The 25,667-nt window shown below is 42.6% G+C and carries 21 protein-coding genes and 1 pseudogene; 18 read left to right on the top strand and 4 right to left on the bottom strand.

The window, feature by feature from the left end; all coding sequences use genetic code 11:
- Positions 1-2: 2 nt before the first annotated feature.
- The 14 genes and pseudogenes from I595_RS11175 to I595_RS11240 all read left to right on the top strand — a co-directional run bounded on the left by I595_RS11175 (position 3) and on the right by I595_RS11240 (position 16,547).
- The gene (locus tag I595_RS11175) at positions 3-746 is read left to right on the top strand and encodes a TolC family protein (protein WP_054559523.1); all 744 of its coding nucleotides are present in this window, start codon (positions 3-5) and stop codon (positions 744-746) included.
- Positions 743-2,977 (top strand): GumC family protein, encoded by a 2,235-nt coding sequence (locus tag I595_RS11180; protein ID WP_054559524.1) that lies wholly within the window; start codon positions 743-745, stop codon positions 2,975-2,977. The genes I595_RS11175 and I595_RS11180 overlap by 4 nt, the downstream gene beginning before the upstream one ends.
- Positions 2,974-4,317, top strand: coding sequence for an oligosaccharide flippase family protein (locus I595_RS11185; RefSeq protein WP_054559525.1), 1,344 nt, complete (start codon positions 2,974-2,976; stop codon positions 4,315-4,317). The genes I595_RS11180 and I595_RS11185 overlap by 4 nt, the downstream gene beginning before the upstream one ends.
- Entirely contained in the window at positions 4,314-5,819 is a 1,506-nt protein-coding gene (locus I595_RS11190) for an O-antigen ligase family protein (protein WP_054559526.1), read from the top strand. Before I595_RS11185 ends, I595_RS11190 begins: the two co-directional genes overlap by 4 nt.
- A complete protein-coding gene (locus I595_RS11195) occupies positions 5,816-6,718 on the top strand; it encodes a glycosyltransferase family 2 protein (protein WP_054559527.1) in 903 nt (300 codons plus the stop codon). Before I595_RS11190 ends, I595_RS11195 begins: the two co-directional genes overlap by 4 nt.
- 203 nt (positions 6,719-6,921) lie before the next feature.
- A pseudogene (locus I595_RS11200) lies at positions 6,922-7,518 on the top strand (DUF4842 domain-containing protein); the annotation flags it as partial.
- A 112-nt stretch (positions 7,519-7,630) separates the two neighbouring features.
- Positions 7,631-8,977 carry a UDP-glucose dehydrogenase family protein gene (locus I595_RS11205; protein ID WP_054559529.1) on the top strand — a complete coding sequence of 449 codons (1,347 nt, stop codon included), beginning with the start codon at positions 7,631-7,633 and terminating at the stop codon, positions 8,975-8,977.
- A 20-nt stretch (positions 8,978-8,997) separates the two neighbouring features.
- Positions 8,998-9,969, top strand: coding sequence for a UDP-glucuronic acid decarboxylase family protein (locus tag I595_RS11210; RefSeq protein WP_054559530.1), 972 nt, complete (start codon positions 8,998-9,000; stop codon positions 9,967-9,969).
- Between the two features lie 16 nt (positions 9,970-9,985).
- The gene (locus tag I595_RS11215; RefSeq protein ID WP_217997191.1) at positions 9,986-11,191 is read left to right on the top strand and encodes a glycosyltransferase family 2 protein; all 1,206 of its coding nucleotides are present in this window, start codon (positions 9,986-9,988) and stop codon (positions 11,189-11,191) included.
- A 9-nt stretch (positions 11,192-11,200) separates the two neighbouring features.
- Positions 11,201-12,361, top strand: coding sequence for a glycosyltransferase family 4 protein (locus tag I595_RS11220; RefSeq protein WP_054559531.1), 1,161 nt, complete (start codon positions 11,201-11,203; stop codon positions 12,359-12,361).
- Entirely contained in the window at positions 12,361-13,545 is a 1,185-nt protein-coding gene (locus I595_RS11225) for a glycosyltransferase (RefSeq protein WP_172675941.1), read from the top strand. The genes I595_RS11220 and I595_RS11225 overlap by 1 nt, the downstream gene beginning before the upstream one ends.
- A 4-nt stretch (positions 13,546-13,549) precedes the next feature.
- A complete protein-coding gene (locus I595_RS11230) occupies positions 13,550-14,689 on the top strand; it encodes a sugar-transfer associated ATP-grasp domain-containing protein (protein WP_172675942.1) in 1,140 nt (379 codons plus the stop codon).
- Between the two features lie 2 nt (positions 14,690-14,691).
- A complete protein-coding gene (locus I595_RS11235) occupies positions 14,692-15,324 on the top strand; it encodes an acyltransferase (protein WP_054559534.1) in 633 nt (210 codons plus the stop codon).
- Positions 15,325-15,335: 11 nt separating this feature from the next.
- Entirely contained in the window at positions 15,336-16,547 is a 1,212-nt protein-coding gene (locus I595_RS11240; RefSeq protein ID WP_172675943.1) for a glycosyltransferase family 2 protein, read from the top strand.
- Here the strand turns inward: I595_RS11240 and I595_RS11245 are convergent.
- The gene (locus tag I595_RS11245; protein WP_054559535.1) at positions 16,544-17,680 is read right to left on the bottom strand and encodes a hybrid sensor histidine kinase/response regulator; all 1,137 of its coding nucleotides are present in this window, start codon (positions 17,678-17,680) and stop codon (positions 16,544-16,546) included. The two genes, I595_RS11240 and I595_RS11245, sit on opposite strands and share 4 nt — an antisense overlap.
- Before the next feature lie 214 nt (positions 17,681-17,894).
- On the opposite strand from I595_RS11245, the gene rfbB reads away from it, so the two are divergent.
- Genes rfbB through rfbD form a run of 4 tightly spaced genes read left to right on the top strand, consistent with a single transcriptional unit; the run spans position 17,895 to position 21,264 of the window.
- The gene (gene rfbB, locus I595_RS11250) at positions 17,895-18,935 is read left to right on the top strand and encodes a dTDP-glucose 4,6-dehydratase (RefSeq protein ID WP_054559536.1); all 1,041 of its coding nucleotides are present in this window, start codon (positions 17,895-17,897) and stop codon (positions 18,933-18,935) included.
- A gap of 29 nt (positions 18,936-18,964) precedes the next feature.
- Positions 18,965-19,825, top strand: coding sequence for a glucose-1-phosphate thymidylyltransferase RfbA (rfbA, locus tag I595_RS11255; protein WP_054559537.1), 861 nt, complete (start codon positions 18,965-18,967; stop codon positions 19,823-19,825).
- A 2-nt stretch (positions 19,826-19,827) separates the two neighbouring features.
- Complete coding sequence (gene rfbC, locus I595_RS11260; protein ID WP_054559538.1) at positions 19,828-20,376, top strand: dTDP-4-dehydrorhamnose 3,5-epimerase; 549 nt, start codon at positions 19,828-19,830, stop codon at positions 20,374-20,376.
- 24 nt (positions 20,377-20,400) lie between these two features.
- Positions 20,401-21,264 (top strand): dTDP-4-dehydrorhamnose reductase, encoded by an 864-nt coding sequence (gene rfbD, locus I595_RS11265; RefSeq protein ID WP_054559539.1) that lies wholly within the window; start codon positions 20,401-20,403, stop codon positions 21,262-21,264.
- Here rfbD and I595_RS11270 read toward each other — a convergent pair.
- The 3 genes from I595_RS11270 to I595_RS11280 form a co-directional block, all read right to left on the bottom strand.
- Positions 21,261-22,361 (bottom strand): DUF4407 domain-containing protein, encoded by a 1,101-nt coding sequence (locus tag I595_RS11270; protein WP_054559540.1) that lies wholly within the window; start codon positions 22,359-22,361, stop codon positions 21,261-21,263. The two genes, rfbD and I595_RS11270, sit on opposite strands and share 4 nt — an antisense overlap.
- Before the next feature lie 500 nt (positions 22,362-22,861).
- The gene (locus tag I595_RS11275) at positions 22,862-25,240 is read right to left on the bottom strand and encodes a M56 family metallopeptidase (protein WP_054559541.1); all 2,379 of its coding nucleotides are present in this window, start codon (positions 25,238-25,240) and stop codon (positions 22,862-22,864) included.
- A 1-nt stretch (position 25,241) separates the two neighbouring features.
- The gene (locus I595_RS11280; RefSeq protein WP_054559798.1) at positions 25,242-25,607 is read right to left on the bottom strand and encodes a BlaI/MecI/CopY family transcriptional regulator; all 366 of its coding nucleotides are present in this window, start codon (positions 25,605-25,607) and stop codon (positions 25,242-25,244) included.
- Between the last annotated feature and the right edge of the window lie 60 nt (positions 25,608-25,667).

Genomic DNA, 25,667 nt, shown 5'->3' on the forward strand with positions numbered 1-25,667 from the left:
GCATGGGCAAATATTGGGTACTTTTTTTCTTATGCAACATAGGTTGGCTCCAAGCACAGTTGGCAGATGACTTTATTACCAAAAGCCTAAAGGACAATGATATTACACAGCAGATTCCACCCTTGGATTCTTTGGTGCAAAAAGCCATTAGGTACAGTGCAAAATTGAAGCTTTTTGATACGGATATCCAAACCCTCACCATTAAGGAAAAAGAAACGCGCACGCAACTTTTACGGTTTTTGGCCATGGGGGCCTCTTACAACTATGGCATTTTTGATAACCTGAATAACCAACAGTTGGCCGGTGACCCCAGTGCAAACCTAACCTTGATAAGTACGGAACAGACCCGCTATAATTTGGGTGTTTCCCTGTCCATTCCCTTGGAGGCCATTTTAAATAGGGGCAAGCAAATAAAGACCGCGAGGTTGGAGAAGGAAAAGGCTATTTTCTCCAAGCAAATGATAGAAAATGAAATAGAGGAAATTGTCATGCTCAGATACAACAGCTTTGTAAAAGCGCACAAATTTTTTTTGATCGCCAGCGCCGTATTGGATACCTACCGGGTACAGGCCAAACAAGTGGAAAAGGACTATGCCAACGGCATCATTAGCATATCTGAATATACAAGGCTCAACCAGATATTAAACGATGCTATAAGGGGCAAGGAAAGTGCGGCAATGGATTACCGCCTCAACCTAAGATATCTAGAAACCATAATTGGAGAAAAATTGTCCATTTCCTCATGAAATTCAACCTGCTTTTCTTCATTCGCATTTTATTGCGCCATCTATGGCTGCTTATTGCAGCCCCAATTCTTTTGGCTTCCTTGGTATTCTTCCTGACCAAAAATGAAACCAAGGTATATGAGTCCAAAGTCAGGATTTTTACCGGTTTTGCATCCGGTTCTTCCATAGAGTTAAATACTAGGCTGGATTTTAAGGCCACCAATATTGCCTATGACAACCTGCTCAACCTCATAAAGTCCAAGACTACCCTAGAAACGGTGAGCCTTAAACTGTTGGCGCAGCACCTGTCTTTGGACAGTGCCGAGGTTAGAACCATTTCCAAAGCCAAGTATGATGGGTTAATGGAAATTGTGCCGGAGGACGTAAAGCAACTGGTGGTGAAGGATGATTTGGATAAAACGTTCAAAAACCTAAAGGAATATAAGGAGGCCAGTGCGTTGAACTTTATCAATGAACTTTTGAATTTGAACCATCCGGATTATGGGTATCAAAAAATACTGGACAGAATAACCATTAGGCGCATATCTTCCAGTGATTTTATTGATATATCCTTCCAGTCAGAAGATGCCGCAATTTGCCAAAATACCTTGGCCATACTTACGGATACTTTTATTAAGGAGAATGCAAAAATACAACAAGACCAATCGGACATTGTGGTTAAGTATTTTGAAGATCAACTGGCCAGGACTACCACAAGACTCAACACCGCAGAAAAGGAATTGTTGGAGTTCAATAGGGACAACCTCATCATGAACTATTATGAGCAATCCAAGTTAATCGCCGGCAGAAAAGAGACGTTTGAACTTAGGTACCAAACCGTATTTCAGAATTTCCATTCCTCACAAGCGGTTTTGGAGACCCTAGAGGCCAAAATGGCTACCCATGATCAAAAAAGGGCGCAAAATGCCACTATTTTGGGTATCCGTGATAGCCTTTCCCAGGTGAACTATAAAATATCCATGAACAGTTTAAGTCTGGATGTGGACTCCATTTCCAAACAAAAAATCAATAGGCAGAATACAGAACTGTTTAAGACTAGGGCAGAGCTGGAGCTGGCGTTATCCCAAGCCATTGACACCTTGTTTGTGGTGAACAACGATAAAAGTGGTTTAGCGTCTACCAGTATCTTAAAGGATTGGCTGCAGCAAGCCATCATTTTTGAGGGCTCCAAAGCAGAGCTGGCCGCACTGGACGTAAAAAGGCTGGAGTTCGATGAAATCTATAAAACCTATGCGCCCCTTGGAGCCATCCTTAAAAAATTGGAACGTAAAATCAATATTGAGGAAAAAGAATATTTAAGTCTTTTGCACAGTTTGGGTCTGGCAAAACTAAAACAACAAAACGGACAATTAAAGGCCAACCTAACCATTAGTGAGCCACCCTTTTTTCCCATAGAACCACAACCCAGTAAACGTATGATGCTGGTGATCGTAGCCGGTATGGCAGGTTTTGTCATCGTGACCTTTACCGTCATAGTATTGGAATTTTTAGATGGTAATATTAACACTGCAAAGCGGGCAGAATCAATCGTTGGGTTAGGGGTGTCCTCCATTTATCCGGTGATCAACCCCAAGGACAAAGCCATTGATTATGACTATTTAAAGAATAAAGCGATCAATGCCATTTCAAGAAATATCATTCTCAACCAGTTTAAGGCAAGTGGTGGGGAAAACAAAGGCCCTGTGGTGAACATGTTTTTTTCTACACAGGAGAATGAAGGAAAATCCTTTCTCTGTAGGCAACTCATTGAAAAACTATGCGAGTTGGATTACAAGATTTTACATGTTACTTATGAAAACGATGCGGCAAATGCCCCCGATTCCCATTACAGGCAATTGACCTATGAAGTGAGCGATCGCTTATATAGATTGTCCAACATTGAAGAGTTTAATCCTGATGGTGCCATTGCCAATTTCAATACCTATGATTTTGTCATTTTGGAGCTGCCGAGCATCATCAAAAATCCATTTCCGGTAAAATTAGCCGCACTCATAGATTACACCTTTATGGTCACAAGGGCAAACAGACCTTGGAGCGAAGCGGATAAGAATGCCTTAATGCTGTTTAACCAAGCAACCACGGGTCCGGAACCTACCATTATCCTAAATGGTGTCAAGGTCATTGAAATGGAAACCGTGATTGATGAGGTGCCTAGAAAACGTTCGCGCCTGCGACGCATCATCAAGAAGTTGGTACAGTTCAGATTTTTCACCAAACAAGCTATAGGATGAAAATGTTAAAAAAAATCCTGAGGGAAAAAAATATGAATTCCCTGCTTGCCAGCCTAAGTTCTGCGGCATTGGGGCTGATTAGTTTTATGCTCCTGACAAGGCAGTTGCCCCAGGTGCAATTTGGTGATTGGGTACTCTACATCACCCTTGGGACCTTTATAGATGCGTTACGGTTTGGCTTTACCAGAACTTCCGTGGTTAGACTGTTGTCTGGCGCGGTAGCGGGTGAACAAAAAGGGTTGTTGGGTGCTGGGTACAAAATTGGGCTACTGGTCCTTTTGGCTATTTCCGCATGTTGTTATACGATATATTTTACGCTTGGTTATTTTGGGGTGAACCTTATCACAGGGTATGACCTGTTCCTAATATGGTACCCAGTGTTGGGTCTGGCCAGCTTGGGGTGGAAAAGCGCCTTTGCCCTTTTTCAGGCAGAGCAGAAGTTTAACCACATGATGGTGGTCCGTTTGTCCAATATAGGCCTTTTTGTGCTGTTTTTGGTGGCGAACGGCCTATTCCTTGGCTGGGGATTGTTAGAAATTGTTTGGGTAAATATTGCCGTAAACCTGATTTCCAGTGTTTGGTGCACCTTAAAAAGATGGGATGGAATGCTCTATATACACCACTCGACCAAAGCGGTGGAAAGGGAGATGGTGGGCTTTGGTAAATATGCTATGGGAACCCTTGTTGGTTCCAGCCTTTTAAAAAGTGCGGACACCTTTATCATTGGGCTTAGCCCCATACTGGGCTCTGCGGGTATTGCCATGTATGCCATACCACTAAAGTTAACGGATTTGTTGGGCATACCGCTCCGTAGCTTTACCATGACCGCCTACCCCAGAATGTCCAAAAAGAACCTTTCTGGAGACTTGGAGGCCGTAAGACATATTTTTTATACGTACTCGGGCATCGTGACCCTATTGTTTTTGCCAGTGGCGGTATTTTGTTTTGTTTTTGCTGAATATATGGTATTGGTACTGGGCGGCAAGCAATATGTAGACCAATTGCCCTTGCTTACCCTGATCTTTAGGATTTTTACCTGTTATACGCTGTTGTTGCCCATAGACCGTTTTACCGGCGTGCTGTTAGACAGCATCAACAAGCCAAGACTTAATTTGAACAAGGTCATTTATATGGCCGTTGCCAACGTCATCATCAATCTTATCGCGGTGTTTGTTTTTGAAAGTCTGGTGGTGGTAGCCGTCGGAACGGTGGTCTTTACCCTCTTGGGGATTTTCATTGGACTTAGGTATGTAAAAAAGGAAATTCAGGCAGACGGAAAACAGATTTTTAAAGAGAGCCTGCAATTTGTCAAAAAATTTAACCTATCCGCACTAAAATGAATCCGTTTTTAAGGACATATGGTACGGATAATTTAAGAAAGCCACTCCCGCTCTTGATCTTGTTGAGCGTGATTGTGCTTGCGGCCAAACTTACAGCGGACAAGGGACTCTTGTTAGGTATCGCTTTTATGGTTTTACCGCTGGCGGTGATTTACCTCTGTAGTGTTTTATTAAATCCGCGCATAGGCATCATTACCATCATCATCTTTGGTTTTTTTGTCATCGGGCTTTCACGATATGTGCCCGCCACATGGGGCTTGATCAATGATGGGCTTATGTTTTTAATGTACCTATCGCTCTTTTTTAAGGCATTTCATATTAAAATTCCCTGGGATAGAGCCAAGTCCCATCTTACCATCTTAGTGGCGGTTTGGTTTGGGTATGCCTTTATACAGGTGGCCAATCCAGAGGCCGCAAGCAGGGTAGCGTGGTTTTATGCCATGAGAGGTCTTGCGCTGTACCAATTTTTGCTGGTGCCCCTTTGCTTTATCCTTTTTAACAAGCCCAAGGACCTGCGGCTGTTTTTATACCTGTGGGGCGCACTTTCCGTTTTGGGCACGCTTAAAGGTTGCATGCAACTTTTTATTGGGGTAGACCCATTTGAGCAAAAATGGTTGGATGGCGGCGGCCATGTCACCCACATCCTTTTTGGAAAGCTTCGTATTTTTTCCTTTTATTCCGATGCCGGTCAGTTTGGTGCCTCGCAAGGCCATGCCGGTGTGCTTTTCGGCGTTTTGGCCCTCTACACCAAAAAATATAAGGAAAGGGTCTTTTTTATTATTGTGGCCTTAGCGGGTCTTTATGGTATGTTGATTTCCGGAACCCGTGGTGCCATCGCCGTTCCCGCAATGGGCGGTATCATGTTTTTGATCCTGCGCAAGAACATCCCAATTTTGGTATTGGGTGCCGTTATGGGAATTGGGGTCTATGTGTTTTTTGCACATACCACTATCATGAACAACAATGCCCAAATAAGACGGATGCGCACCGCATTTGACCCCAACGATGCATCCTTACAGGTGCGTTTGGCCAATCAGAAAAAATTGAGTGGGTATTTGGCGTCCAGACCGTTTGGCGGCGGAATAGGGTCCACAGGAAATTGGGGGCAGCGTTTTACCCCAAACACCTTCCTGGCCAATACCGCTACGGACAGTTGGTTTGTGGCCATCTGGGCAGATATGGGTATCGTGGGACTCTATCTCCACCTTTTTATTCTGTTTTTTATCCTTATTACAGGTGCCTATAACGTCATGTTTAAGCTAAAGGATGAACGGGTGAAAGGGCAGATTGCTGCCCTGGTCTGCGGAATGGCCGGCATCATGTTGGCCTCTTACGGGAATGGCGTCTTTGGCCAGTTTCCTACGGGAATATTAATGTACGTGGGCATGGTATTCATCTTTTTGGCCCCAAGATGGGAAAAGCAGCGAATTGCAGAAAATAGGGATGCCAGCAAAGTAGTTAGCGCACCTACAAATTCTAAACAAATTATACCATCAGCATGAAAAAACATCAACCTTTGGTGTCCATCATCACCATTAATTATAATGAAAGTGCGGTTACCTTGGCCATGCTCAAGACAGTAAGGGAGCTTTACTATAAAAATATTGAGGTCATCGTTGTGGACAATGCCTCCCCCAATGACCGACCAGATGTTATTAAGGAGCACTATCCAGAGGTTACCTTGATTAAAAGTCCGGAGAATTTAGGCTTTGCAGGGGGTAATAACCTAGGGGTTAAGGCCGCTAAGGGGGAGTTCCTTTTTTTTGTGAACAACGATACGGAGTTGCCTCCAGACTGTTTGGCCCCGTTGGTGAACACCTTGGTCAAAGATAGGACCATTGGCATGGTGAGCCCCAAAATAAAATTTTATTGGAACCCAGAGCTTATCCAATATGCGGGCTATACCCCCATGAACCAGTGGACCATTAGGAACAATAGTATTGGTTATCATCAAAAGGATGACGGAAGCTTTGATGTTGAGGGAGAAACGGAATCCATCCACGGCGCTGCCATGATGGTGCCTAAACATGTGGTAAAGACCGTGGGTATGATGACGGAGGTCTACTTTCTATATTACGAAGAGCATGACTGGGCGCAGATGATCAAACGTGCGGGGTATAAGATCTATTACCAGCCCCAAAGCTACATTTTGCACAAGGAATCCTTATCTACGGGAAAATTTAGCCCTTTAAAGACCTACTATATCACGCGGAACAGGATTGTATTTGCGCGGCGGAACTTCAAACCCATACAACTGTTTGTAAGTTTATTGTTCCAGGCGTTTGTATCCATTCCAAAAAATATAATCACATTTTTATTTAAAAGGCAATTTGAACATTTAAGTGCTTATTTAAGGGCAATTAAGTGGAATTTGTCACATAATCAAATACTTAAAAGTTAATTTAAATTCCCCAAAAGCATCAAAAAATACAATTATCCTCTACGTTGTTCATAGTATTTAGGCTGGTTTCGTTCCTAAGTGAAAATGACCTAGATGAAAACTCTCAAAATGATGATGACGTTGGGGTTACTCATGACGTGGAATCAAACAATCCTTTAAGTGCCCTAGATGTTTAAAGATGCGACAACCGGGAATACGCCTTTAATCTCATCGCCAATGCGGATAATCAGGTATCTGCGATAAAGGCCACTTTTGTAATCGAGGAAATTGGTGGCTCCCTTAAAAATGGGTTTGGGTTTGTGCTGCCAATTGCCCCTAGTTTAGTGGAAAACGTAGAAGGACAGTTGCTCAATGGCGGTTTTGAGACCGTTGCTGCAAATGGAACTGAAATAGGAACCGAAACCAATGAAACCGTAATCCTGGTGGTGGGCAATGTAGCAAACCTTAAAGGAACAACGGTAGACGTAGAGGTGACTATTACCGAGGCGCTAAATGCGTCTGCCTTAGGACAAATACCCTTTAATACCTTTTTAATGGTCAACGGGGACCGCACAAGGGAGATACACCTCCCAGATATGTTGCCCACTAGTAAAGCTGCGTATTTGGGTACGGGAGATGATTTTTCTGACCCCCTTACGGGTAGGTATTACAAGACAAAACAGAACCTTCCTTGGGCCTTAAATATCTATGAGGGTTTTGACACTCCTCCGGAATCCATTCCCATTACCTTACAGTACCCGCGTTTTGTAAGTTGGGCCAACTCTGGGGGTACCCAAGATTTGGACTGGTATTTAAGGTGATGATAAGTAAATACAGACGATTGACAACGATTATATATCGTTTCACAACAATAGTTTCATTTCTAAAAAATGTAAGATAATATTTACAAATAAATAACGAAAAAACTTTAAAATGAATATTGCAGTAATCGGTACGGGGTATGTTGGTTTAGTAACGGGCACTTGCTTCGCAGAAACGGGGGTCAACGTGGTTTGTGTTGACATAGACAAGAAAAAGGTAGCTATGCTCCGTAATGGGGAAGTGCCTATTTATGAACCTGGTCTAGATGCGCTTTTAGAACGTAATCTGGACAAAAATAGGATTTCTTTTACAACAAGTTTACAAAAAGCCATTAAGGATTGTGATGCGGTTTTTATAGCGGTAGGTACACCCCCGGATGAGGATGGTAGTGCAGATTTAAAGTACGTTCTGGGTGTGGCCCGTGAAATTGGCCAGCACATGGAAGATTATAAGGTAATTATTACCAAGAGCACCGTGCCCGTAGGTACTTCTTACAAGGTAAAAGCGGCGGTAGAGGAAGAGCTGGTGCAACGTGGTGTTAGGATTCCTTTTGATGTGGCATCAAATCCTGAATTCTTAAAAGAGGGCAGCGCCGTGGACGATTTTCTAAAACCGGACCGTATTGTCGTAGGTATTGAAAGTAAACGTGCGGAAAAGGTGATGAGGCGTTTGTACAAACCATTTTTGATGAACGGCCATCCACTCTTGTTTATGGACATATTTTCCTCGGAAATGACCAAGTATGCCGCAAATTCCATGTTGGCCACCAAGATTAGTTTTATGAACGATATTGCCAATCTCTGTGAGTTGGTCGGGGCCAATGTAGATTTGGTTCGTAAGGGAATTGGATCGGACTCCAGGATTGGAAATAAATTTATTTATCCAGGTACGGGCTATGGCGGTAGTTGTTTCCCAAAAGATGTACAGGCATTGGTACGTACTGCAGATGAGTACGGCCATTCCCTAGAAGTACTTAAAGCCGTAGAGGCGGTGAACTACCGGCAGAAAACCACGCTGGTAGAAAAAATTAAAAAACACTTTGGCAATGATCTTAAAGGAAAGCATTTTGGCCTTTGGGGCTTAGCGTTTAAACCCAAAACGGATGACATGCGCGAAGCGCCTTCTTTGGTCATTATTGAGGAATTAAAGGCACTAGGGGCTACCATAAGGGCCTATGATCCCGTGGCCATGCATGAGGCCGAACGTATTTTGGGGGATTCCATTGAGTATGCCAAAGATGAGTATGATGTAGCCATTGATGCCGATGCTCTTATTGTGGTCACCGAGTGGTCCGAGTTTAGAATGCCCAACTTTAGGATTCTTGAAAAACTGATGAACGAGCGGACCATTTTTGATGGGAGAAATATTTATGATCCAGAGGAGATCGAAGAAATTGGTTTTAACTACTACAGTATTGGCCGGGCAGCGGTCACAGCACAGGAGACCGCAAAGATTTAAGCAGACAAAACGCAATTAGGATGAAAAGGATATTAGTTACAGGCGGTGCTGGTTTTGTTGGTTCTCATTTATGTGAACGGCTGTTGAAGGAAGGCAATGAAGTGGTCTGCATGGACAACTACTTCACGGGTCGCAAGAGCAAGATCGTTCATTTAATGGATAACCCTTATTTTGAGCTCATCAGGCATGACATCACCCTGCCTTATTTTATTGAGGTGGACGAGATTTACAATTTGGCATGCCCGGCTTCTCCGGTGCATTATCAACATAACCCCATTAAGACCATAAAAACCTCTGTTTTAGGTGCCATTAATATGTTGGGATTGGCCAAACGTATCAATGCCAAAATCCTACAGGCGTCTACAAGCGAGGTATACGGTGACCCGGAGGTACATCCACAACCGGAGAATTATTGGGGACATGTAAACCCCATTGGTATACGCTCCTGTTATGACGAGGGGAAAAGATGCGCAGAATCCCTTTTTGTCAATTATCATGAGTCTAACAATGTCTTGGTAAAGATCATCAGGATTTTTAATACCTATGGTCCTAGAATGGAACCTGATGATGGTAGGGTGGTTTCCAATTTTATCATGCAGGCATTGCAGGATCAGGATATTACTGTTTTTGGTGATGGAACCCAGACCAGAAGCTTCCAGTATGTGAGTGATTTGGTGGATGGCATGATTAAAATGATGGCTACGGAAGACACGTTTATCGGCCCTATAAATATTGGTAACCCAGGGGAGTTTACCATGTTGGAACTGGCCCAAACCATCATTGATCTAACCAACTCGCGTTCCAAGATCATCCATATGCCATTACCGGCGGACGATCCCATGCAACGACAGCCAGATATCACCCTGGCCAAAGAAAAATTAAAAGACTGGAAACCCTCCGTGGATTTGCGAAGCGGTCTGGAGAAGACCATCAAGTATTTTGATGGGATGATGTTACAAAATACCTCAATTAAAGAGCTGATTGGCCATTAATTAAAGAAAAACGGTGATGGATGTTTTAACACATATGGTCAATGGATTGGAGTTGTTGATTTTGACGTATTTTGGTTTTGCGTCCATCTATGTTTTTCTATTTGCTTTTGCGGGACTTTTTAACATTAAGAAAAAACCGCAGATCATCAATAAACAGCGAAGGTTCGCAGTGCTCATACCGGGATATAAAGAAGACAATGTCATTGTGGAGGTGGCACGGCGTGCCTTGGAACAGAGTTATGACGAGCACTTGTTTGATGTGGTCATTATAGCGGACTCCTTTAAGGAAATCACCCTACAAAAACTTAGGAAACTCCCCGTTACCTTGGTAGAGGTTGCCTTTGAAACAAGCACCAAATCCAAGGCATTGAACCAAGCGATGCAGGTTATTGGCGATGCGTACCAAGTTGCCCTCGTTTTGGATGCGGATAATATCATGGAGTTTGATTTTTTAGAACGTATCAATACCGCTTTTAACAAAGGGTATAAAGTGGTGCAGGGGCACCGTGTGGCCAAGAACATGAACACCCCCATGGCCATTTTAGATGCCATCAGTGAGGAGGTCAACAATCATATTTTTAGAAAGGGACATCGGGTTTTGGGACTTTCATCTGCATTAATTGGCTCAGGTATGGCCTTTGACTACCATTTTTTTAAAAGGACCATGGCAGAAATCAATGCCGTAGGCGGATTTGATAAGGAGCTGGAACTACGCTTGCTTAGGGATAGAACGCAAATAGCCTATTTACATGAAGCCATTGTGCTGGATGAGAAAGTACAGAAAACAGAGGTGTTTGCCAATCAGCGAAAACGATGGCTTTCTGCCCAGTTCGTTTACTTTAAACGTTTTGCAGTTTCGGGGGTCAAAGAGTTGTTCTTGAGGGGAAATTTGGATTTCGCGGATAAAGTGTACCAAATGATCTCGCCGCCCAGAGTCCTGCTTCTTGGTATGGTACTTTTTATTGCCATTTTGTATTCCCTGTTGGATGCCACGTTGCCGTCTTCCATACTCATGGTTCCTTCCGGCTATTGGCAAGGCACATTGGGATTGACCATTCTTGCCTTTATTATGGCAGTGCCCAGAAAATTTTATACCTCGGATACGCTGCGTGCATTGGCCAGCTTGCCCAAGACGTTTTGGGTCATGTTTCGCTCCCTGTTCAAACTAAGGGGAGCCAATAAAAAATTTATACACACACAGCACGGTACACTAAACACGTAAATAAGTCTTATGAAAATTGGTATAGAAGGACAACGGCTTTTTAGAAAGAAAAAGCACGGTATGGACATGGTGGCGTTAGAGTTGATTAAAAACTTACAACGTATAGATACCCGTAACCAGTACGTCATTTTTGTAAAGCCAGATGTTGATGACGCTTGTATACCGGCAGCCCCTAATTTCAAAATTGTGGAATTGACATCAAAGTTTGGGTACCCTGGGTGGGAACAGTGGGAACTTCCTCGCGCCGCTTTTAGAGAGGGTTGTGATGTCTTGCACTGTACCAGTAACACGGGGCCTATTTTTTGCAAGGTGCCGCTGGTAACTACCCTTCATGACATTATTTATTTGGAAAGTATCAGTGTTTTTCAAAAGGCGGGAACCTGGTACCAGAAGCTAGGCAATTTGTACCGCAGATTTTTTGTCCCATCGGTAATCAGAAAGAGTAAAAAAGTGATTACGGTCTCCAACTATGAGAAGGAACGGATAAACGCCTATTTTGGTTTTAAGGACGATAGGTTAACGGCGGTTTACAATGGAGTAGGTGAACACTTTCAACAGGTCACCGATACCGTGGTTTTAAACACCATAAAACAAGAGTATAACCTACCGGAACGTTACTTTTTCTTTTTGGGAAATACAGACCCAAAGAAGAATACTCTGGGTGTTTTAAAGGCCTTTGCCCTGTTTAACCAGCAGTACGGGAACCAGTTTAAATTGGTGATGTTGGATTTTGATGAAGACCGGTTAAAACGTATGCTTTTAGATATTAATGCTCCAGAACTGCGCGCCTTGATACACCTTACCGGATATGTGCCCAATGAGCTTTTACCCGCCATTATAAGTCAGTGCGAGGTATTTCTATACCCCTCCCTACGTGAGAGTTTTGGTATTCCTATATTGGAAGGAATGGCCTGTGGGGTTCCCGTAATCACATCAAACACCTCTTCTATGCCAGAGGTAGCGGGAGACAATGCGGCACTGATCGTAGATCCTTTTGATCCAAAACAAATCTCCGCTGCCATGCATACCCTGGTAGAAGATAAAATGCTCGCGGCCTTACTGGCCAAAAATGGTATTGAGCGTGCCAAGCATTTCTCATGGAAGGAAATGGCCAAGAATGTACTGGAACTTTATGAAGATGTTTTTAATGAATTGGAAAAACAGAAATGATGATGGAAAATAAAGACATTGTTGTGGTTGGGATTCAGCCTTGGGATATTCCCATAGGAAGCAATTGCAAGGATATTGCCACGCAGTTTGCCCAAGGGAACAGGGTGCTGTACGTTAATAATCCCATAAGTTATATCGACTTTATCAAGGACCCGGATTCAGAAAAAACAAAGAACAGGAAGGATGCCATAAAATATCCTGAAAACGCCTTGTACCAAGAGAGCAAAAACCTTTGGGTATACACCCCTCCGGTAAAGACGTATCCCATAAATTTTGTGAACCATGATGGGCTTTTTAAGGTATTGAACAAGGTGAACAATAAAAAATTTGCAGAGGCTATCAAAAAGGCGGTTGCACGGCTAAACTTTAAGGACTTTATTTTGTTCAACGACCAAAATATGTTCTTGGGGTACTATTTAAAGGAACACCTGCGGCCAGAAAAGTATATCTATTATGTTAGGGACAACCTTCTTAATGTCCCGTATTGGAAAAAGCATGGCCACAAGGTGGAACCAAAATTAATTTCAAAGGCAGATATGGTATTTACCAATTCCCTGTTGTACGAGGAAAATGCCAGGCGCTACAATGAAAAAAGTTTTATGGTAGGGCAGGGTTGTGATACGGAAATGTACCAGGCCAATATGGTTGCCAAGGCAGAAGAACTTATGGGTATTGAAAAACCGATAATTGGTTATGTGGGCTTTTTGTCTTCCAAGAGACTGGATATTGAAATTATTGAGCACATTGCCATTAGTAGGCCAGACTATGAGGTGGTATTGGTGGGTCCGGAAGACGATAGTTTTCAACGGTCTAACCTACACCAGTTGGCCAATGTCCGTTTTTTAGGTCCAAAACCGCCGGAAACCTTGCCCGCCTACATTAAAGGGTTTGATGTTGCCATTAATCCCCAACGACTGACCAAGGCAACCATGGGCAATTACCCTAGAAAGATAGATGAGTACCTGGCTATGGGAAAACCTACGGTAGCTACACGGACCAAGGCCATGGCGTACTTTGGGGACGTGGTGTTTTTGGCCAAGGATAAGGAGGAATACGTAGCCATGATCGCTAAGGCCTTGGCATCGGATTCCGAGGAAAAACAGCAAGAAAGGATTGCCGTTGGGCATGCGCACAGTTGGGCCAATTGTGTCGCAACCATGTATAACCATTTGCAAAACAACTGATGCCATGAAAATGAAGAGCAAATTATATCGTGTTTGGAAATACATGTCCGAGCGACAATTAAGGGAGCATTACAAAAAGCACTACACAAGGGAGCTGGCCGTATTTGAGAACGACACCGATAAAAAGGCAAGAAATGTCATCAAGCGTGAAATGAAGATGTTGCATAAATTTTGGGGCTGCTATCCCTATCAATACATCCGTTACGGGATGTATAAAAAATCATGCCATTTGTCCCATGAACAAATGAAGGATTATATCCCCAATTATTTTGCCTATTACTTGTTCTTTCCCAAGTATTTTAAAGATTATGGGATTGTGAGTGAAGACAAAGAGCTCACGTATAGGGTGTTGGATTCCTATAAAATCAAGCAGCCAGTGCTGCTTTTACAGTATAAAAATGGGGTGTTTTATGATGGTGCCAAGAATATCATTTCTCCAAGTGCCGTGGATGGAATTGTCCATGGGTCCAAGGCTAAAAAGTTGTTTCTAAAACCCACCCATGGTTTGGGAGGTAGGGGTATTATGATCTTTGCCAATAAGGACGGTTTTGTAGATGAGGACAACCAAAGCCTTTCAGCTGCATATATCGCTGGGCAATTGGGCGATTCCGAAGACTACATCCTACAAGAAGGCTTACAACAGCACAATGAACTCAATAAAATCTATCCCAACGCGGTCAATACCTTTAGGGTGATGACGCAGGTGAAGAACGGTAAGGCCAACATCATGTATTCCATGTTGCGTATGGGGCAGGGGGGCAGCCAGTTGGACAACGCCAGCCAGACTGGCTTGGTCTGCAAAATTAATGTGGAGACCGGAAAGTTTGATGATATGATCCATGTTGGCCATGGCAAAACCATTGATAAGCACCCAGATACGGATTTCTCTTTTAAGGAGTATGTATTTCCCTATTGGGATACCATTAAAAGCTTTGTGGAGAAGACGGCCCAGAAAATGGAGGCCATCCCGTTTATGGGGTGGGATATTGCCTATTCAAAAGATGGCCCGGAAGTTATAGAAATGAACGCAGGTGCAGGCTTGGAATATTTGCAGGATTGTCATGGTGGCGTAAGACAGGCTTACGGAATTGAGGATCCAAAACGCTACTGGTACAGTAAAACCTATGCCATTAAAGACCTTTGATTATGATCGCTAGAATAAAATCCAACCCGAGGTTAAAAAAGTTTGTGCTATGGCTTATTGCACCTAGCAGAAACCCAAGGCCCCGTTGGTTCATTAAACTAATGGTAAACCCTTTGGTCCATAAAAAAGGCAAAGGGTCCGTTATTAGAAGGAATAGTAGAATTGATGTTTTTCCTTGGAAACGGTTTGAGATTGGAAAACTAACTACGATAGAAAGTTTTTGTACTGTGAACAATGGTTCTGGTGATGTACTGTTGGGAGATCGTGTACGTGTAGGAATAGGCAGTGTGGTTATTGGACCAGTCAAGATGGGCAATGGTTCAGGTTTGGGCCAACATGTATTTGTTTCTGGCTTTAACCACGGTTTCGCGGACGGACTTAAAAACTCCAGCGAACAACCTTTGGATATAAGGCCTACCGTTATAGAGGATGAAGCGCATATCGGTGCCAATTCCGTAGTGCTTGCGGGCGTGCACATTGGCAGAAATTGCCAAGTAGGTGCCGGGAGCGTTGTCACTAAGGATATCCCGCCCTATAGCGTGGCCGTTGGTAACCCTGCCAGAGTGATCAAACAATACAACCACCACACAGGGTTGTGGGAAGCCGTAAACAAGAATAAGGCAGTAGCCTTTTAAAAGAATAGAATATGCAAGCGTTGGAAATTATCTTTTGGGTTGCCTTGGGAATTATTTTTTACTCCTATCTAGGCTATGGGATACTATTGTTCATCATCATTAAAATCCGTAGGGCATTGGGCTTGGGAAAACCTTTTACCGGCAATGGGGATTACGAGCCAGAGGTCACCTTATTTGTCGCCGCCTTTAATGAAAAGGATTATTTAGACCAAAAAGTAAACAACTCCAGAAGCTTAAACTATCCAAGTGAAAAAGTGACCCAATTATGGGTAACCGATGGGTCCGATGATGGCACCCCGGATATCTTGAAACGATATAAAGATGTTAAAGTACTGCATGAACCCGCTAGAAAAGGGAAGATAGCTGCGATGAACCGTGGTATGAAACAGGTGACAACCCCAATTGTTATCTTTTCCGACGGCAATACCAGCCTTGGTAAGGATTCCATCAAAGAAATTGTGAAGCTGTTTAGAGACCCCAAGGTAGGCTGTGTGTCAGGAGAAAAAAGAATTTATGGCAAAGATGCGGATAGTGCCGCGGCTGCGGGAGAGGGGATGTATTGGAAATATGAGTCCCAACTCAAAAAATGGGATGCGGAACTGTATTCCGTTGTTGGGGCAGCAGGTGAGCTTTTTGCCATCCGTACCGAACTTTGGCAGGAGGTGGAAAAGGATACCTTATTGGATGATTTTATGATTTCCCTGCGCGTGGCCATGAAGGGACAGACCATCCAATATAATCCAGAGGCCTATGCCATTGAAAATGCCTCTGCCAATGTAAAGGAAGAGTTGAAAAGAAAGATAAGAATCTCTGCGGGAGGGATACAATCCGTGGTACGCCTAGCACCACTATTGAATGTTTTTAAATACGGCACCCTATCTTTCCAGTACATCTCCCACCGGGTACTGCGTTGGACGCTTACCCCCTTGTTACTGTTGTTATTGTTGCCCATTAACTTTATACTGGCCCTGAATGAAGGGATGTTCTCTTTGGGCAGTTATCCTATGTTGTTTATGGGTCAGTTGTTGTTTTATGGGGCCGCCCTGTTGGGCTGGTTTTTAGAACATAGGCACATTAGGCTTAAGGCCTTGTTCATTCCCTATTATTTCTTTATTATGAACCTTTCCGTGTTTCTGGGTTTTGCAAGGTACCTTAAAGGAAATCAATCCGTAAATTGGGAACGGGCGCAGCGCGGTGGCACGGCCACCGAAGTTGTTGCTTAAGCCGGAGCGGTTGCAAGAACCGGTAAATCAAAATAAAAGGTACTGCCCTTGCCCACTTTACTTTTAATATTGAGCTGCCCGCCATTTTTATGGATAAAGTTTTGGCAAAGGATAAGACCCAGACCGGTACCTGGTTCCTTATTGGTACCAAGTTTGCTAAAATGTTCATTTGGGTTTAAAATCTTTTCAATATCCTCTTTAGGAATTCCTTGGCCATTATCGGAAACCTCAATGACAAGCCGCTCGTTTTTAGCAATAGCGTTTACTTGTATGAGGCCCGAGGTGGGTGTAAATTTAATGGCATTGGACACCAAATTCCTGAGCACTGTTTTTATGGTATTTACATCTGCATAGACCATAGTATTGGCTGCTATAGCATTTTTTAAGGTTATCTTTTTATGGTCACTGGAGAGTTTTAATAGCCTTATGGTCTGATCCACCAATTCATGAATGTCCAATTGTTCTGGAATTACTTGTATTTGGTCACTTTCGGCCTTTGCCCATCCCAGTAAGTTTTGAAGCAGGTTTAAGGCCTCGTCCATAGTTTTTAAGAGGCCAAAGACAGTACCATCCAAAAAGTCATCACTCTTGGGATCTATGATTCCCCTAATGATAAAATCCATTTTTAGTTTTGCAGCACTGAGCGGTGACCTAAGGTCATGGCCTATAATGGAGAACATCCGATCTTTTAGCGCGTTGGATTGTCTAAGGTTTTCTGCCTGTTCCTTAATTTGGTTCTTGGCCCTTACCAAAGCCACATGGGTCTGTATTCTGGCAATAAGCTCTTGCTCATTAAAGGGTTTGGTAACGTAATCTACCCCACCCACCTGAAATCCTTTTACCTTATCTTTTACATTTACCTTTCCTGTAAGGAAGATCACCGGTATTTCCTTATATTTTTTATAGGATTTGATTTTTTCACAAAGTTCAAATCCCTCTATACGGGGCATCACCACATCCAACAAAATTAGATCAGGGAGCTTTTCCTCTAATAATTCAAACAAATACCCATCGTCCTGTGTTCCTTTAAAATCAATATCGTTCCGCTCTAAAATAAAGCTCAACAGCTCAATGTTTAGCTGCTCATCGTCAACGGCAATAATCAGTGGTTTATCAGAATTTTGGTTTTCCATATATAAAAAAGTAACACTAAAGTAAGAAAAAGATTAAGTAGTATTAAGAAATAACCTATTTTATCTTTTAGTTCTGTTAAGGAGGCAATGGATAAAATTTAAATGTAATATCTTATGTTTCCACAACGCATAATGGAGTTTTCACAACATAAATTAAATCCTTACTAATTGTAAGAATATATTTACAAAGTAATTTTAGTAAAAACCAGTTCTAATGACAACATCAATTTTGGTTACGGGAGGGGCGGGCTTTATAGGTTCAAATTTTATTCCCTATTTCTTAAATGCCCATCCTGATATTCACCTTATAAATATAGACGCCTTAACCTATGCGGGCAATCTGGACAATTTATCGGAAATAGCCACTGCGCAGAATTATACGTTCATTGAGGGCGATATTTGTGACCGACCGTTGATTGAACGTATTTTTAACAAGTATGATGTTACCGGGGTAATCCATTTTGCGGCAGAATCCCATGTGGATAACTCCATCACACATCCTGATGCTTTTATGCAGACCAATATCATAGGCACCTTTAATTTAATTGATGTTGCCAAAAAACATTGGATGATAGGCCCCGGTATTTATAAGGAGGCCTACAAAAATTCACGTTTCCACCATGTATCAACGGATGAGGTATACGGAACTTTGGGACAAGAGGGGCTTTTTAAGGAAACCACCCCTTTTGCGCCCAACAGTCCTTACAGTGCTTCTAAGGCTTCGTCAGATTTTATAGTAAGAAGTTATCACCACACCTTTGGCATGAACGTGGTGACCACCAACTGCTCCAATAATTACGGACCTAAACAGCATGATGAAAAGTTGATTCCCACCATTATAAGAAAGGCGCTTTCCAAAGAGCCCATTCCCATTTATGGAGACGGTTCCAATATTAGGGATTGGCTCTATGTCCTGGATCATTGTAAAGGGATAGCCCTTGCCTATGAAAAGGGTGTCTCAGGAGAAACCTATAACATTGGTGGCCGTAATGAACGTAACAACCTGTACATTGCCAAAAAGGTCTGTGAGCTTTTGGATGCCAAGCATCCCAGAAAGGACAGTACATCTTATAAGGACCTGATCACCTATGTTAAGGATCGTGCAGGTCATGACTTTAGATATGCCATAGACGCCACAAAAATTGAAAATGATCTTGGCTGGAAGGCCGATGAAAATTTTGAATCAGGAATAGATAAGACCATAGATTGGTACTTGGAACGTTACGTTGAAAATCAAAAATCTAGTTTAGCATAACCCGTATAGGTTCTTAAAATAGTAGTAGTATGAAAGGAATTATTTTAGCAGGAGGCTCGGGTACCAGGCTACATCCATTGACCTTAGCTGTAAGTAAACAGTTGATGCCAGTGTATGATAAACCTATGATTTATTACCCACTTTCTACCCTAATGGAATCTGGGATTTGGGAAATCCTGATCATATCCACACCGCATGATTTGCCTTTGTTTCAAAAGTTACTGGGTGATGGTCGAAAATATGGGTGCAGGTTTGAGTATGCCGTGCAAGAAGAACCCAATGGATTGGCTCAGGCCTTTATTATTGGCGAAGATTTTATTGGCGAAGATAAGGTGGCCCTTATTCTGGGGGATAACATTTTTTATGGTACAGGATTGGAACATCTGCTGCAATCCAACAACGACCCAAATGGCGGAATTATTTATGCGTACCACGTCACGGACCCAGAACGTTATGGGGTAGTGGAGTTTGATGAGGCTGGTAAGGTAATTTCCATTGAGGAGAAACCTAAGGCACCAAAATCCAATTACGCAGTGCCGGGCATTTATTTTTACGATAACGAGGTAGTGGAAATCGCCAAGAATATGAAGCCCAGTGCCCGTGGGGAACTTGAGATTACGGACGTCAACAAAGAATATCTAAGAAGGGGAAAGCTCCAAGTGAGCATCATGGACAGGGGAACCGCTTGGCTAGATACCGGCACCTTTGCCTCTTTGATGCAAGCAGGCCAGTTTGTCCAGGTCATAGAAGAAAGACAAGGCTTAAAAATAGGGGCCATAGAGTCTGCTGCCTACAAGATGGGATATATCACCAAAAACCAGTTCAAGAAATTGTCCGAGCCCTTTTTAAAGAGCGGATATAGCAAACGCTTGCTTGAAGTAATATCATAAGTATGGAAGTTAAAGAAACTGAGATTGTTGGATGTTTTGTCCTAAAACCAAAGGTTTTTAAGGACGAAAGAGGTTATTTTTTTGAGAGTTTCAATCAAGAAAGCTTTGAAATCCTCACAGGCGCCAAACCATTTTTTGTGCAGGATAACCAATCCTTTTCCACTAGGGGGGTGTTACGGGGGTTGCACTATCAAAAAGGAAAATATGCCCAGGCCAAACTGGTGAGGGTGCTGGACGGTGAGGTTTTGGATGTTGCCGTAGATTTACGTGAAGGCTCCCCAAGCTTTGGCAAGGTCATTTCACACAGATTATCTGCTGCCAATAATGAGCAACTGTTTATCCCTAGGGGCTGCGCCCATGGTTTTGTAACCTTGAGCGATAGTGCAACATTTTTTTACAAATGTGACAACTTTTACAATAAAGCTTCGGAAGGTGGAGTTTTATACAACGATCCAACTTTTAACATTGATTGGTTGATTCCGGATGCGGAACTCATCATATCTGAAAAAGACAGGGAATTACCGGTTTTTGACAAGGCCGTTTTTCATTGATCATCAACGTAAACCATGAGATACATGAACATTTTAGTGACGGGGGCCTCAGGACAGTTGGGCAGTACCTTAAAATCCATTGCAAACACAGTACCTGGTCTGCACTTTGCCTTTGCATCTTCAAAACAGTTGGATATTACGGATTTTGAGGCCGTCAGAAATGAAATGGATAAAAACAATTACGCCTACTGCATCAATTGTGCTGCATTTACCCATGTGGACAATGCTGAGTCCGAAACCGATAAGGCAAAATTGATCAACGTTACCGGCGCGCGGAACTTAGCCTTAAATTGTCATGAACATAAAACCGTTTTGATTCATATCTCAACGGATTTTGTGTTTGATGGGTATATGAACGAACCCTACCGGGAAGAGGATATTGCCAGGCCCATTGGGTTTTATGGCGATACCAAATACAAGGGAGAGCGAGCCATTATCAATAATTTGCAAGAGCATTTTATCATTAGGACCTCTTGGCTGTATTCTGAGTTTGGGAATAATTTTATGAAAACAATGCTTCGCTTGGGGGCTGAGCGGGATGAGCTTTCCGTGGTCTACGATCAAGTGGGCACACCAACCTATGCAAGGGATCTTGCCAAGGCTATTTTACATATCATTAAGGCCCACAGCATAGATTACGGGGTATATCATTACAGTAACGAAGGTGTGGCCAGTTGGTATGATTTTGCCAAGGCCATTTTTGATGAACAAGGTATCCAAGTTACCCTAAACCCCATTCGTTCCGAGGCCTACCCAACACCAGCAGCGCGACCCAAATTTAGTGTCCTGGACAAGGAAAAGATGAAGTCTACCTTTAAGATTGATATTCCAAATTGGCGCGATAGCTTAGCAGTTGCTATAAAGGCCTATGCCAAGCTTCCGGCTTAAAGGTTTTTAACATGGATGTTTTGGAAGGCATCTGTTTGCAAACGTATAAGTTCTTCTGCTTTTTGCTTTTTGTACTGATGGAGTTCCTCTTCCGCTTTTAGTTGTCCATATACTTTTTGATTCATCTCCGCGTCCGTGGTCAACAGCAGTTTTCTTTGGGCCACCTTTTGAGCTACCCAAGTGGCCAAAACACTTTCTTCCTCTTCTAGTTTATAATCATATTCCCCTTTGGGGGCTAAAAGTTTCGCGATAATGGGTGCTGTTTCAATACATAGAAACAGTAAAAAGATAAAAAATGACGGCAGCCAGGGCAGTTTGCCCAAGGCTTCAATTCTTGCCATAAGGCCATCAAAACCATCAATGATCGGTTGTGACTGGGTTACCGCACGGTCGTAATCGGCGTCCAAGGCAGTAATTTGGGCCTCAATGGTCTTTATTTTTGCTGCGTTGGTAGTTTTTAGCTGTTGCAGTTCCGCCAAATGGGCATCATGTTTTTCCCGTTTTTCTTGGTATACGGGCCCTTTGCCCAATAACTTGGTTCCGGCAGTGCCTTCGGCTTCTGAAATGTAGGTATCGTAGAGGGTATTGGTTTCATTTTCTTTCTCAGCTATTTCATTTTTGAGGGTGGCAATATCTTGGTTGAGGCTTTCGATTTTTGGGTTGTACTGCAGGGCCAACTGCGCCTTGTTTTCCAGTGTCATCGCATTTTTATCTTCCAAGAGCACTTGGTTGATTTCCTTTTCAAAGATTTTGAGCTCCAAGGGTTTGGAAATGACGATGGCAATAATGATGGCCAGCAGGATTCTTGGTATGGCCTGAACAAATTCGGCCTTAAAACCATCCCTTTTTTTGATAGTGGAGACAATGTAGCGGTCCAAATTAAAAATGAGCAGACCCCAAATTAGTCCAAAGCCAACGGCCGCGTAAAGACTGTCAAAAACTGTATACAAGGCGTATCCACTGGCAATAAACGCCATGACCGCCGTAAAGAAGACGGTTGCGCCTATGCCCGCGTATTTGTTACGTTCGCCGTTGGCACAAGTGGAAAGCAAATCTATGTCCGCCCCGGAACAGAGGATAAAAAATTTTTGTAACATGATGAGGTTCGTTTTTTGATGTTTCGTTGCTTTGCAACGAATTGATTATCCGTTTGACGCCATGCTGTATGATTTGTTACAAAAAACGAGCTAAAAGCCTGTCTTAGATAAGAAGAAACATGGCGTAAGTATTATTTTGGAACACAACAGTATCGCTGCATGATGATTACAGTATCTTTTTGCCATCTAGCAAGGAAAACAAGTTATGTACAGCGGTTAAAAAATTTTCTACCTAACTTTTGTTCCGCTTCTAAATCCTAGTGGTAATGGGGGGCTTTTCCTAAAAGTAAATTCAAATTTTTTTAGTGGTTTTGGGTATTTCAAATAACCTTAAATAGAACACTTGTTATATTGAGGCAAGAAACATCCCACCTATGAGTAAGCCAAGGACTGGTTTTGGATATCACCGTCAGCTGTAAGCCAGCAATTGTTTGCGTCCAAATAAGGCTAGGGTTTTGTTTGGCGAAAACACAGCAGCTAAGGTTTGGCAATAACCGTTTTTAGTTTGATTTACTCTTGGATATCATCACTCTTGGTTTTTTTGAGCCTATCCATGTTACATCAATATCCAGTTGTTCATTTTTTTTGACTACATCAATGGCTTTATCCGATGAAATCTGTCCACCTTCATAATAAAAGGTAGCTCCTTGTTTTGCCATTTCAATAATATGGTCCAAAGGATGCATGGGCGTAGGTGGCATGGGCGGTGTAGGAACTTCTGAAAGTTTTTGGCTCTCTTTTTGTAGATGCTTGCTTTCCTTCTGCAGTTTTTTGGACTGTTTTTGAAGCTGTTTACTCGCTTTTTGGAGTTGTTTGGCCTCTTCCTTTAGCTTTAGGGTAGCAGAGGATGTCTCTATATTTTTGGTGTCGAATGCTACCACCACATCATCATTTTTATAGACTTTTGAAATCACCTGGCCCGGAATAACTTTGTCCGCCCTGGTTTGCACGGGGTCTAGAACTTCCCCATTTTGATCTACCTTTTGTCCCCAGCGGTTAAAATAGGTGGTTTTTTCTTTTTCAGAAACATAAAACAAGGTTTCTCCATTTACCTTAAAAAATCCGGTCAGCGGGGACCTGCTTTGCGGAGATTCCCGATTTTCTTTATCCAAAGGGGGTACGGGTGGTGTGGGTACGCTTGGCGGTTCAGGAAAATTGGGAAAGGGTTCTGCATTGGCCTTTTGTGCTGTTGTCATCACATTAAACAGGTAGCTTAGGCGCTCTACCTCTTTTTTTAGAATACGCATCTGGTTGCGGTCCATGTTGTTGTATTTTTTAGCTAATGCGTTGTATTCTACCAATTGTGTTTTGGTGGCCCCAGCTGGTGGACCTATGATATTGATGGTTGCGGCGCCCCAAGCTTCCACCTTGTGGGCCACTTCTTCAATGACCTTTTTTGGTGTTTTATCCTCCACTTTGATTTTTACGTCCAAAGTGGACTCTCTTTGGATTTTGTCATGGCCTGTGTATCGGTCACTAAGGAAGGCCGTTAGATTTTCTAGCGGTACCAAGTGTTCTTGCACCAATAGGTCGCCCTTGCCATTGATGTATATGATCAGTGGGTTGTCTTTATACGGTCTTTCCGTAAATGAATTTCCCGCTGTTGTAGTTGCCAGGGATTTTTGGCCCTTATTTGCCATCAAGGGGTGGGCATCCGGAACTAAGGTCATTTTGTTTGTTCTCAGCATAACGGTGTTGGAAGTACTATCTACCTTTTCTTGATAGGAGCCACGGGACATTACATACTCATCGGCAAAGACGTTGATGGCGATTGGGTCCGTCTTGGCCAATTCTTTTTCTATTTGGCCTAAAAATGTAGCCTCTAGCATACCTTGGACATGGATTTCAATCTTTGGGGCCGTTGTTGGGGACAACTCTAAAACCTGTTGCGCCAAGTCTTTTAGGGGAACTTGCTTATGGTTGAGCCATACGTCCGTGGAATTTTGGATGGTAATTGTCAGGATTGGGCTTGTGTTGGTCACAGGTTCTTTTGGTAGGGTCTTGGTTTGGCTGAACCCAAAGAGCAATAGGGCGAACAAGGGGAAAACCAGAAATAAACGCAAGAATCTGGCTTTTGTTGAGGTTTTTGTTGTCATGATTTTAAATCGTTTTTTGATTGATGAATAATTGATGGCATTTGCCATTTTGATGGACTGATATTTTTTTTGACTGTTTTCTGACAAGTAGGATAGCAATGTATTTTGATAAGAGCTGGTGGATGGGGTCTCTTTTAGCACGGCGCTATCTGCCAAGAACTCATGATTTAGCTTGATGCTTTTTTTAAAGAAAACCATCATGGGGTTGAACCATAGGAACACCTGTAATAGTTCAATAAAAATAACATCCAAACTATGTAACTGCCGCGCATGTACCTCTTCATGAAGCAAGACTTCTTTGGGAATTCTGTTTGCCTCAAATTGTTTCTTGTTCAAAAACACATATCCAAAAAATGTGTGCGGTGGTAGTTTGTCTTGTAGTAAGACCTTGATACTGAACTGCTGTCTCAGTTTTGGGTTGGAACGAATCCGATGGATGATTTGAACCAAGTTTCTTGTGAACCTAAACCCAAAGCCAAAAACACCTATCCCATAACTTGTCCATAAGATCAGTTTCCAGTTGATAACATCAACATCTGTTAGCTGCGCGGTTTTGTTAAGTTCCAAGGGTTCTGAAATCACTGGGGTCATGGTATAGGATGTGGTTATTGTTGGTTCCACATATTCCACAAAAACCAAACTTGGAATGACCAATGACGCTGTTAGGGCCACCAACAAGTAAAAACGTTTAAAGACATGCATTTGAACCTCCTCTAAAAGAAATTTATAGAAAAGAAAAAATATGGCCATACAGGTGGCAGATTTCACTAAATAAAGCAACATGTTATTTTCTTTTAATTTCTTGGTCTATTAGTTTTTTTAGGTCTTCCAGTTCTGACTTGGTCAAATCTGTGGATTGTGTAAAGAAAGAAGCGAATTGGGTGGGACTGTCATTAAAGAAGTTTTTAATGAGCCCGTTGACCTGCTTGGAGAAATATTCCTTTTTTTTCACCAAAGGGTAGTATTCCCTAGACCTACCAATACTATTGTAAGCCACAAAACCCTTGTCTGCCATACGCTTTAATAAGGTGGCTATGGTAGTGGTGGCCGGTTTTGGATCTCCATACTGTTCCAATAAGTCTTTTAGAAATGCTTTTTTTTGCTTCCAAAGGATGTTCATGAGTTCTTCCTCTGTTTTTGACAATGGTATTCTGGACATACAGGCAATAAGGGTTTAATTATTCTACAAACATAGAATAAAAAATTAAAT

The organism is Croceitalea dokdonensis DOKDO 023, from assembly GCF_001306415.1.
Lineage (GTDB): Bacteria > Bacteroidota > Bacteroidia > Flavobacteriales > Flavobacteriaceae > Croceitalea > Croceitalea dokdonensis.

What these genes read in the sequence shown, in the direction of transcription:
- I595_RS11175 (WP_054559523.1), top strand. Translation starts at nt 3, where the DNA reads ATGGGCAAATATTGGGTACTTTTTTTCTTATGCAACATAGGTTGGCTC.
- I595_RS11180 (WP_054559524.1), top strand. Translation starts at nt 743, where the DNA reads ATGAAATTCAACCTGCTTTTCTTCATTCGCATTTTATTGCGCCATCTA.
- I595_RS11185 (WP_054559525.1), top strand. Translation starts at nt 2,974, where the DNA reads ATGAAAATGTTAAAAAAAATCCTGAGGGAAAAAAATATGAATTCCCTG.
- I595_RS11190 (WP_054559526.1), top strand. Translation starts at nt 4,314, where the DNA reads ATGAATCCGTTTTTAAGGACATATGGTACGGATAATTTAAGAAAGCCA.
- I595_RS11195 (WP_054559527.1), top strand. Translation starts at nt 5,816, where the DNA reads ATGAAAAAACATCAACCTTTGGTGTCCATCATCACCATTAATTATAAT.
- I595_RS11205 (WP_054559529.1), top strand. Translation starts at nt 7,631, where the DNA reads ATGAATATTGCAGTAATCGGTACGGGGTATGTTGGTTTAGTAACGGGC.
- I595_RS11210 (WP_054559530.1), top strand. Translation starts at nt 8,998, where the DNA reads ATGAAAAGGATATTAGTTACAGGCGGTGCTGGTTTTGTTGGTTCTCAT.
- I595_RS11215 (WP_217997191.1), top strand. Translation starts at nt 9,986, where the DNA reads ATGGATGTTTTAACACATATGGTCAATGGATTGGAGTTGTTGATTTTG.
- I595_RS11220 (WP_054559531.1), top strand. Translation starts at nt 11,201, where the DNA reads ATGAAAATTGGTATAGAAGGACAACGGCTTTTTAGAAAGAAAAAGCAC.
- I595_RS11225 (WP_172675941.1), top strand. Translation starts at nt 12,361, where the DNA reads ATGATGGAAAATAAAGACATTGTTGTGGTTGGGATTCAGCCTTGGGAT.
- I595_RS11230 (WP_172675942.1), top strand. Translation starts at nt 13,550, where the DNA reads ATGAAAATGAAGAGCAAATTATATCGTGTTTGGAAATACATGTCCGAG.
- I595_RS11235 (WP_054559534.1), top strand. Translation starts at nt 14,692, where the DNA reads ATGATCGCTAGAATAAAATCCAACCCGAGGTTAAAAAAGTTTGTGCTA.
- I595_RS11240 (WP_172675943.1), top strand. Translation starts at nt 15,336, where the DNA reads ATGCAAGCGTTGGAAATTATCTTTTGGGTTGCCTTGGGAATTATTTTT.
- I595_RS11245 (WP_054559535.1), bottom strand. Translation starts at nt 17,680, where the DNA reads ATGGAAAACCAAAATTCTGATAAACCACTGATTATTGCCGTTGACGAT.
- rfbB (WP_054559536.1), top strand. Translation starts at nt 17,895, where the DNA reads ATGACAACATCAATTTTGGTTACGGGAGGGGCGGGCTTTATAGGTTCA.
- rfbA (WP_054559537.1), top strand. Translation starts at nt 18,965, where the DNA reads ATGAAAGGAATTATTTTAGCAGGAGGCTCGGGTACCAGGCTACATCCA.
- rfbC (WP_054559538.1), top strand. Translation starts at nt 19,828, where the DNA reads ATGGAAGTTAAAGAAACTGAGATTGTTGGATGTTTTGTCCTAAAACCA.
- rfbD (WP_054559539.1), top strand. Translation starts at nt 20,401, where the DNA reads ATGAACATTTTAGTGACGGGGGCCTCAGGACAGTTGGGCAGTACCTTA.
- I595_RS11270 (WP_054559540.1), bottom strand. Translation starts at nt 22,361, where the DNA reads ATGTTACAAAAATTTTTTATCCTCTGTTCCGGGGCGGACATAGATTTG.
- I595_RS11275 (WP_054559541.1), bottom strand. Translation starts at nt 25,240, where the DNA reads ATGTTGCTTTATTTAGTGAAATCTGCCACCTGTATGGCCATATTTTTT.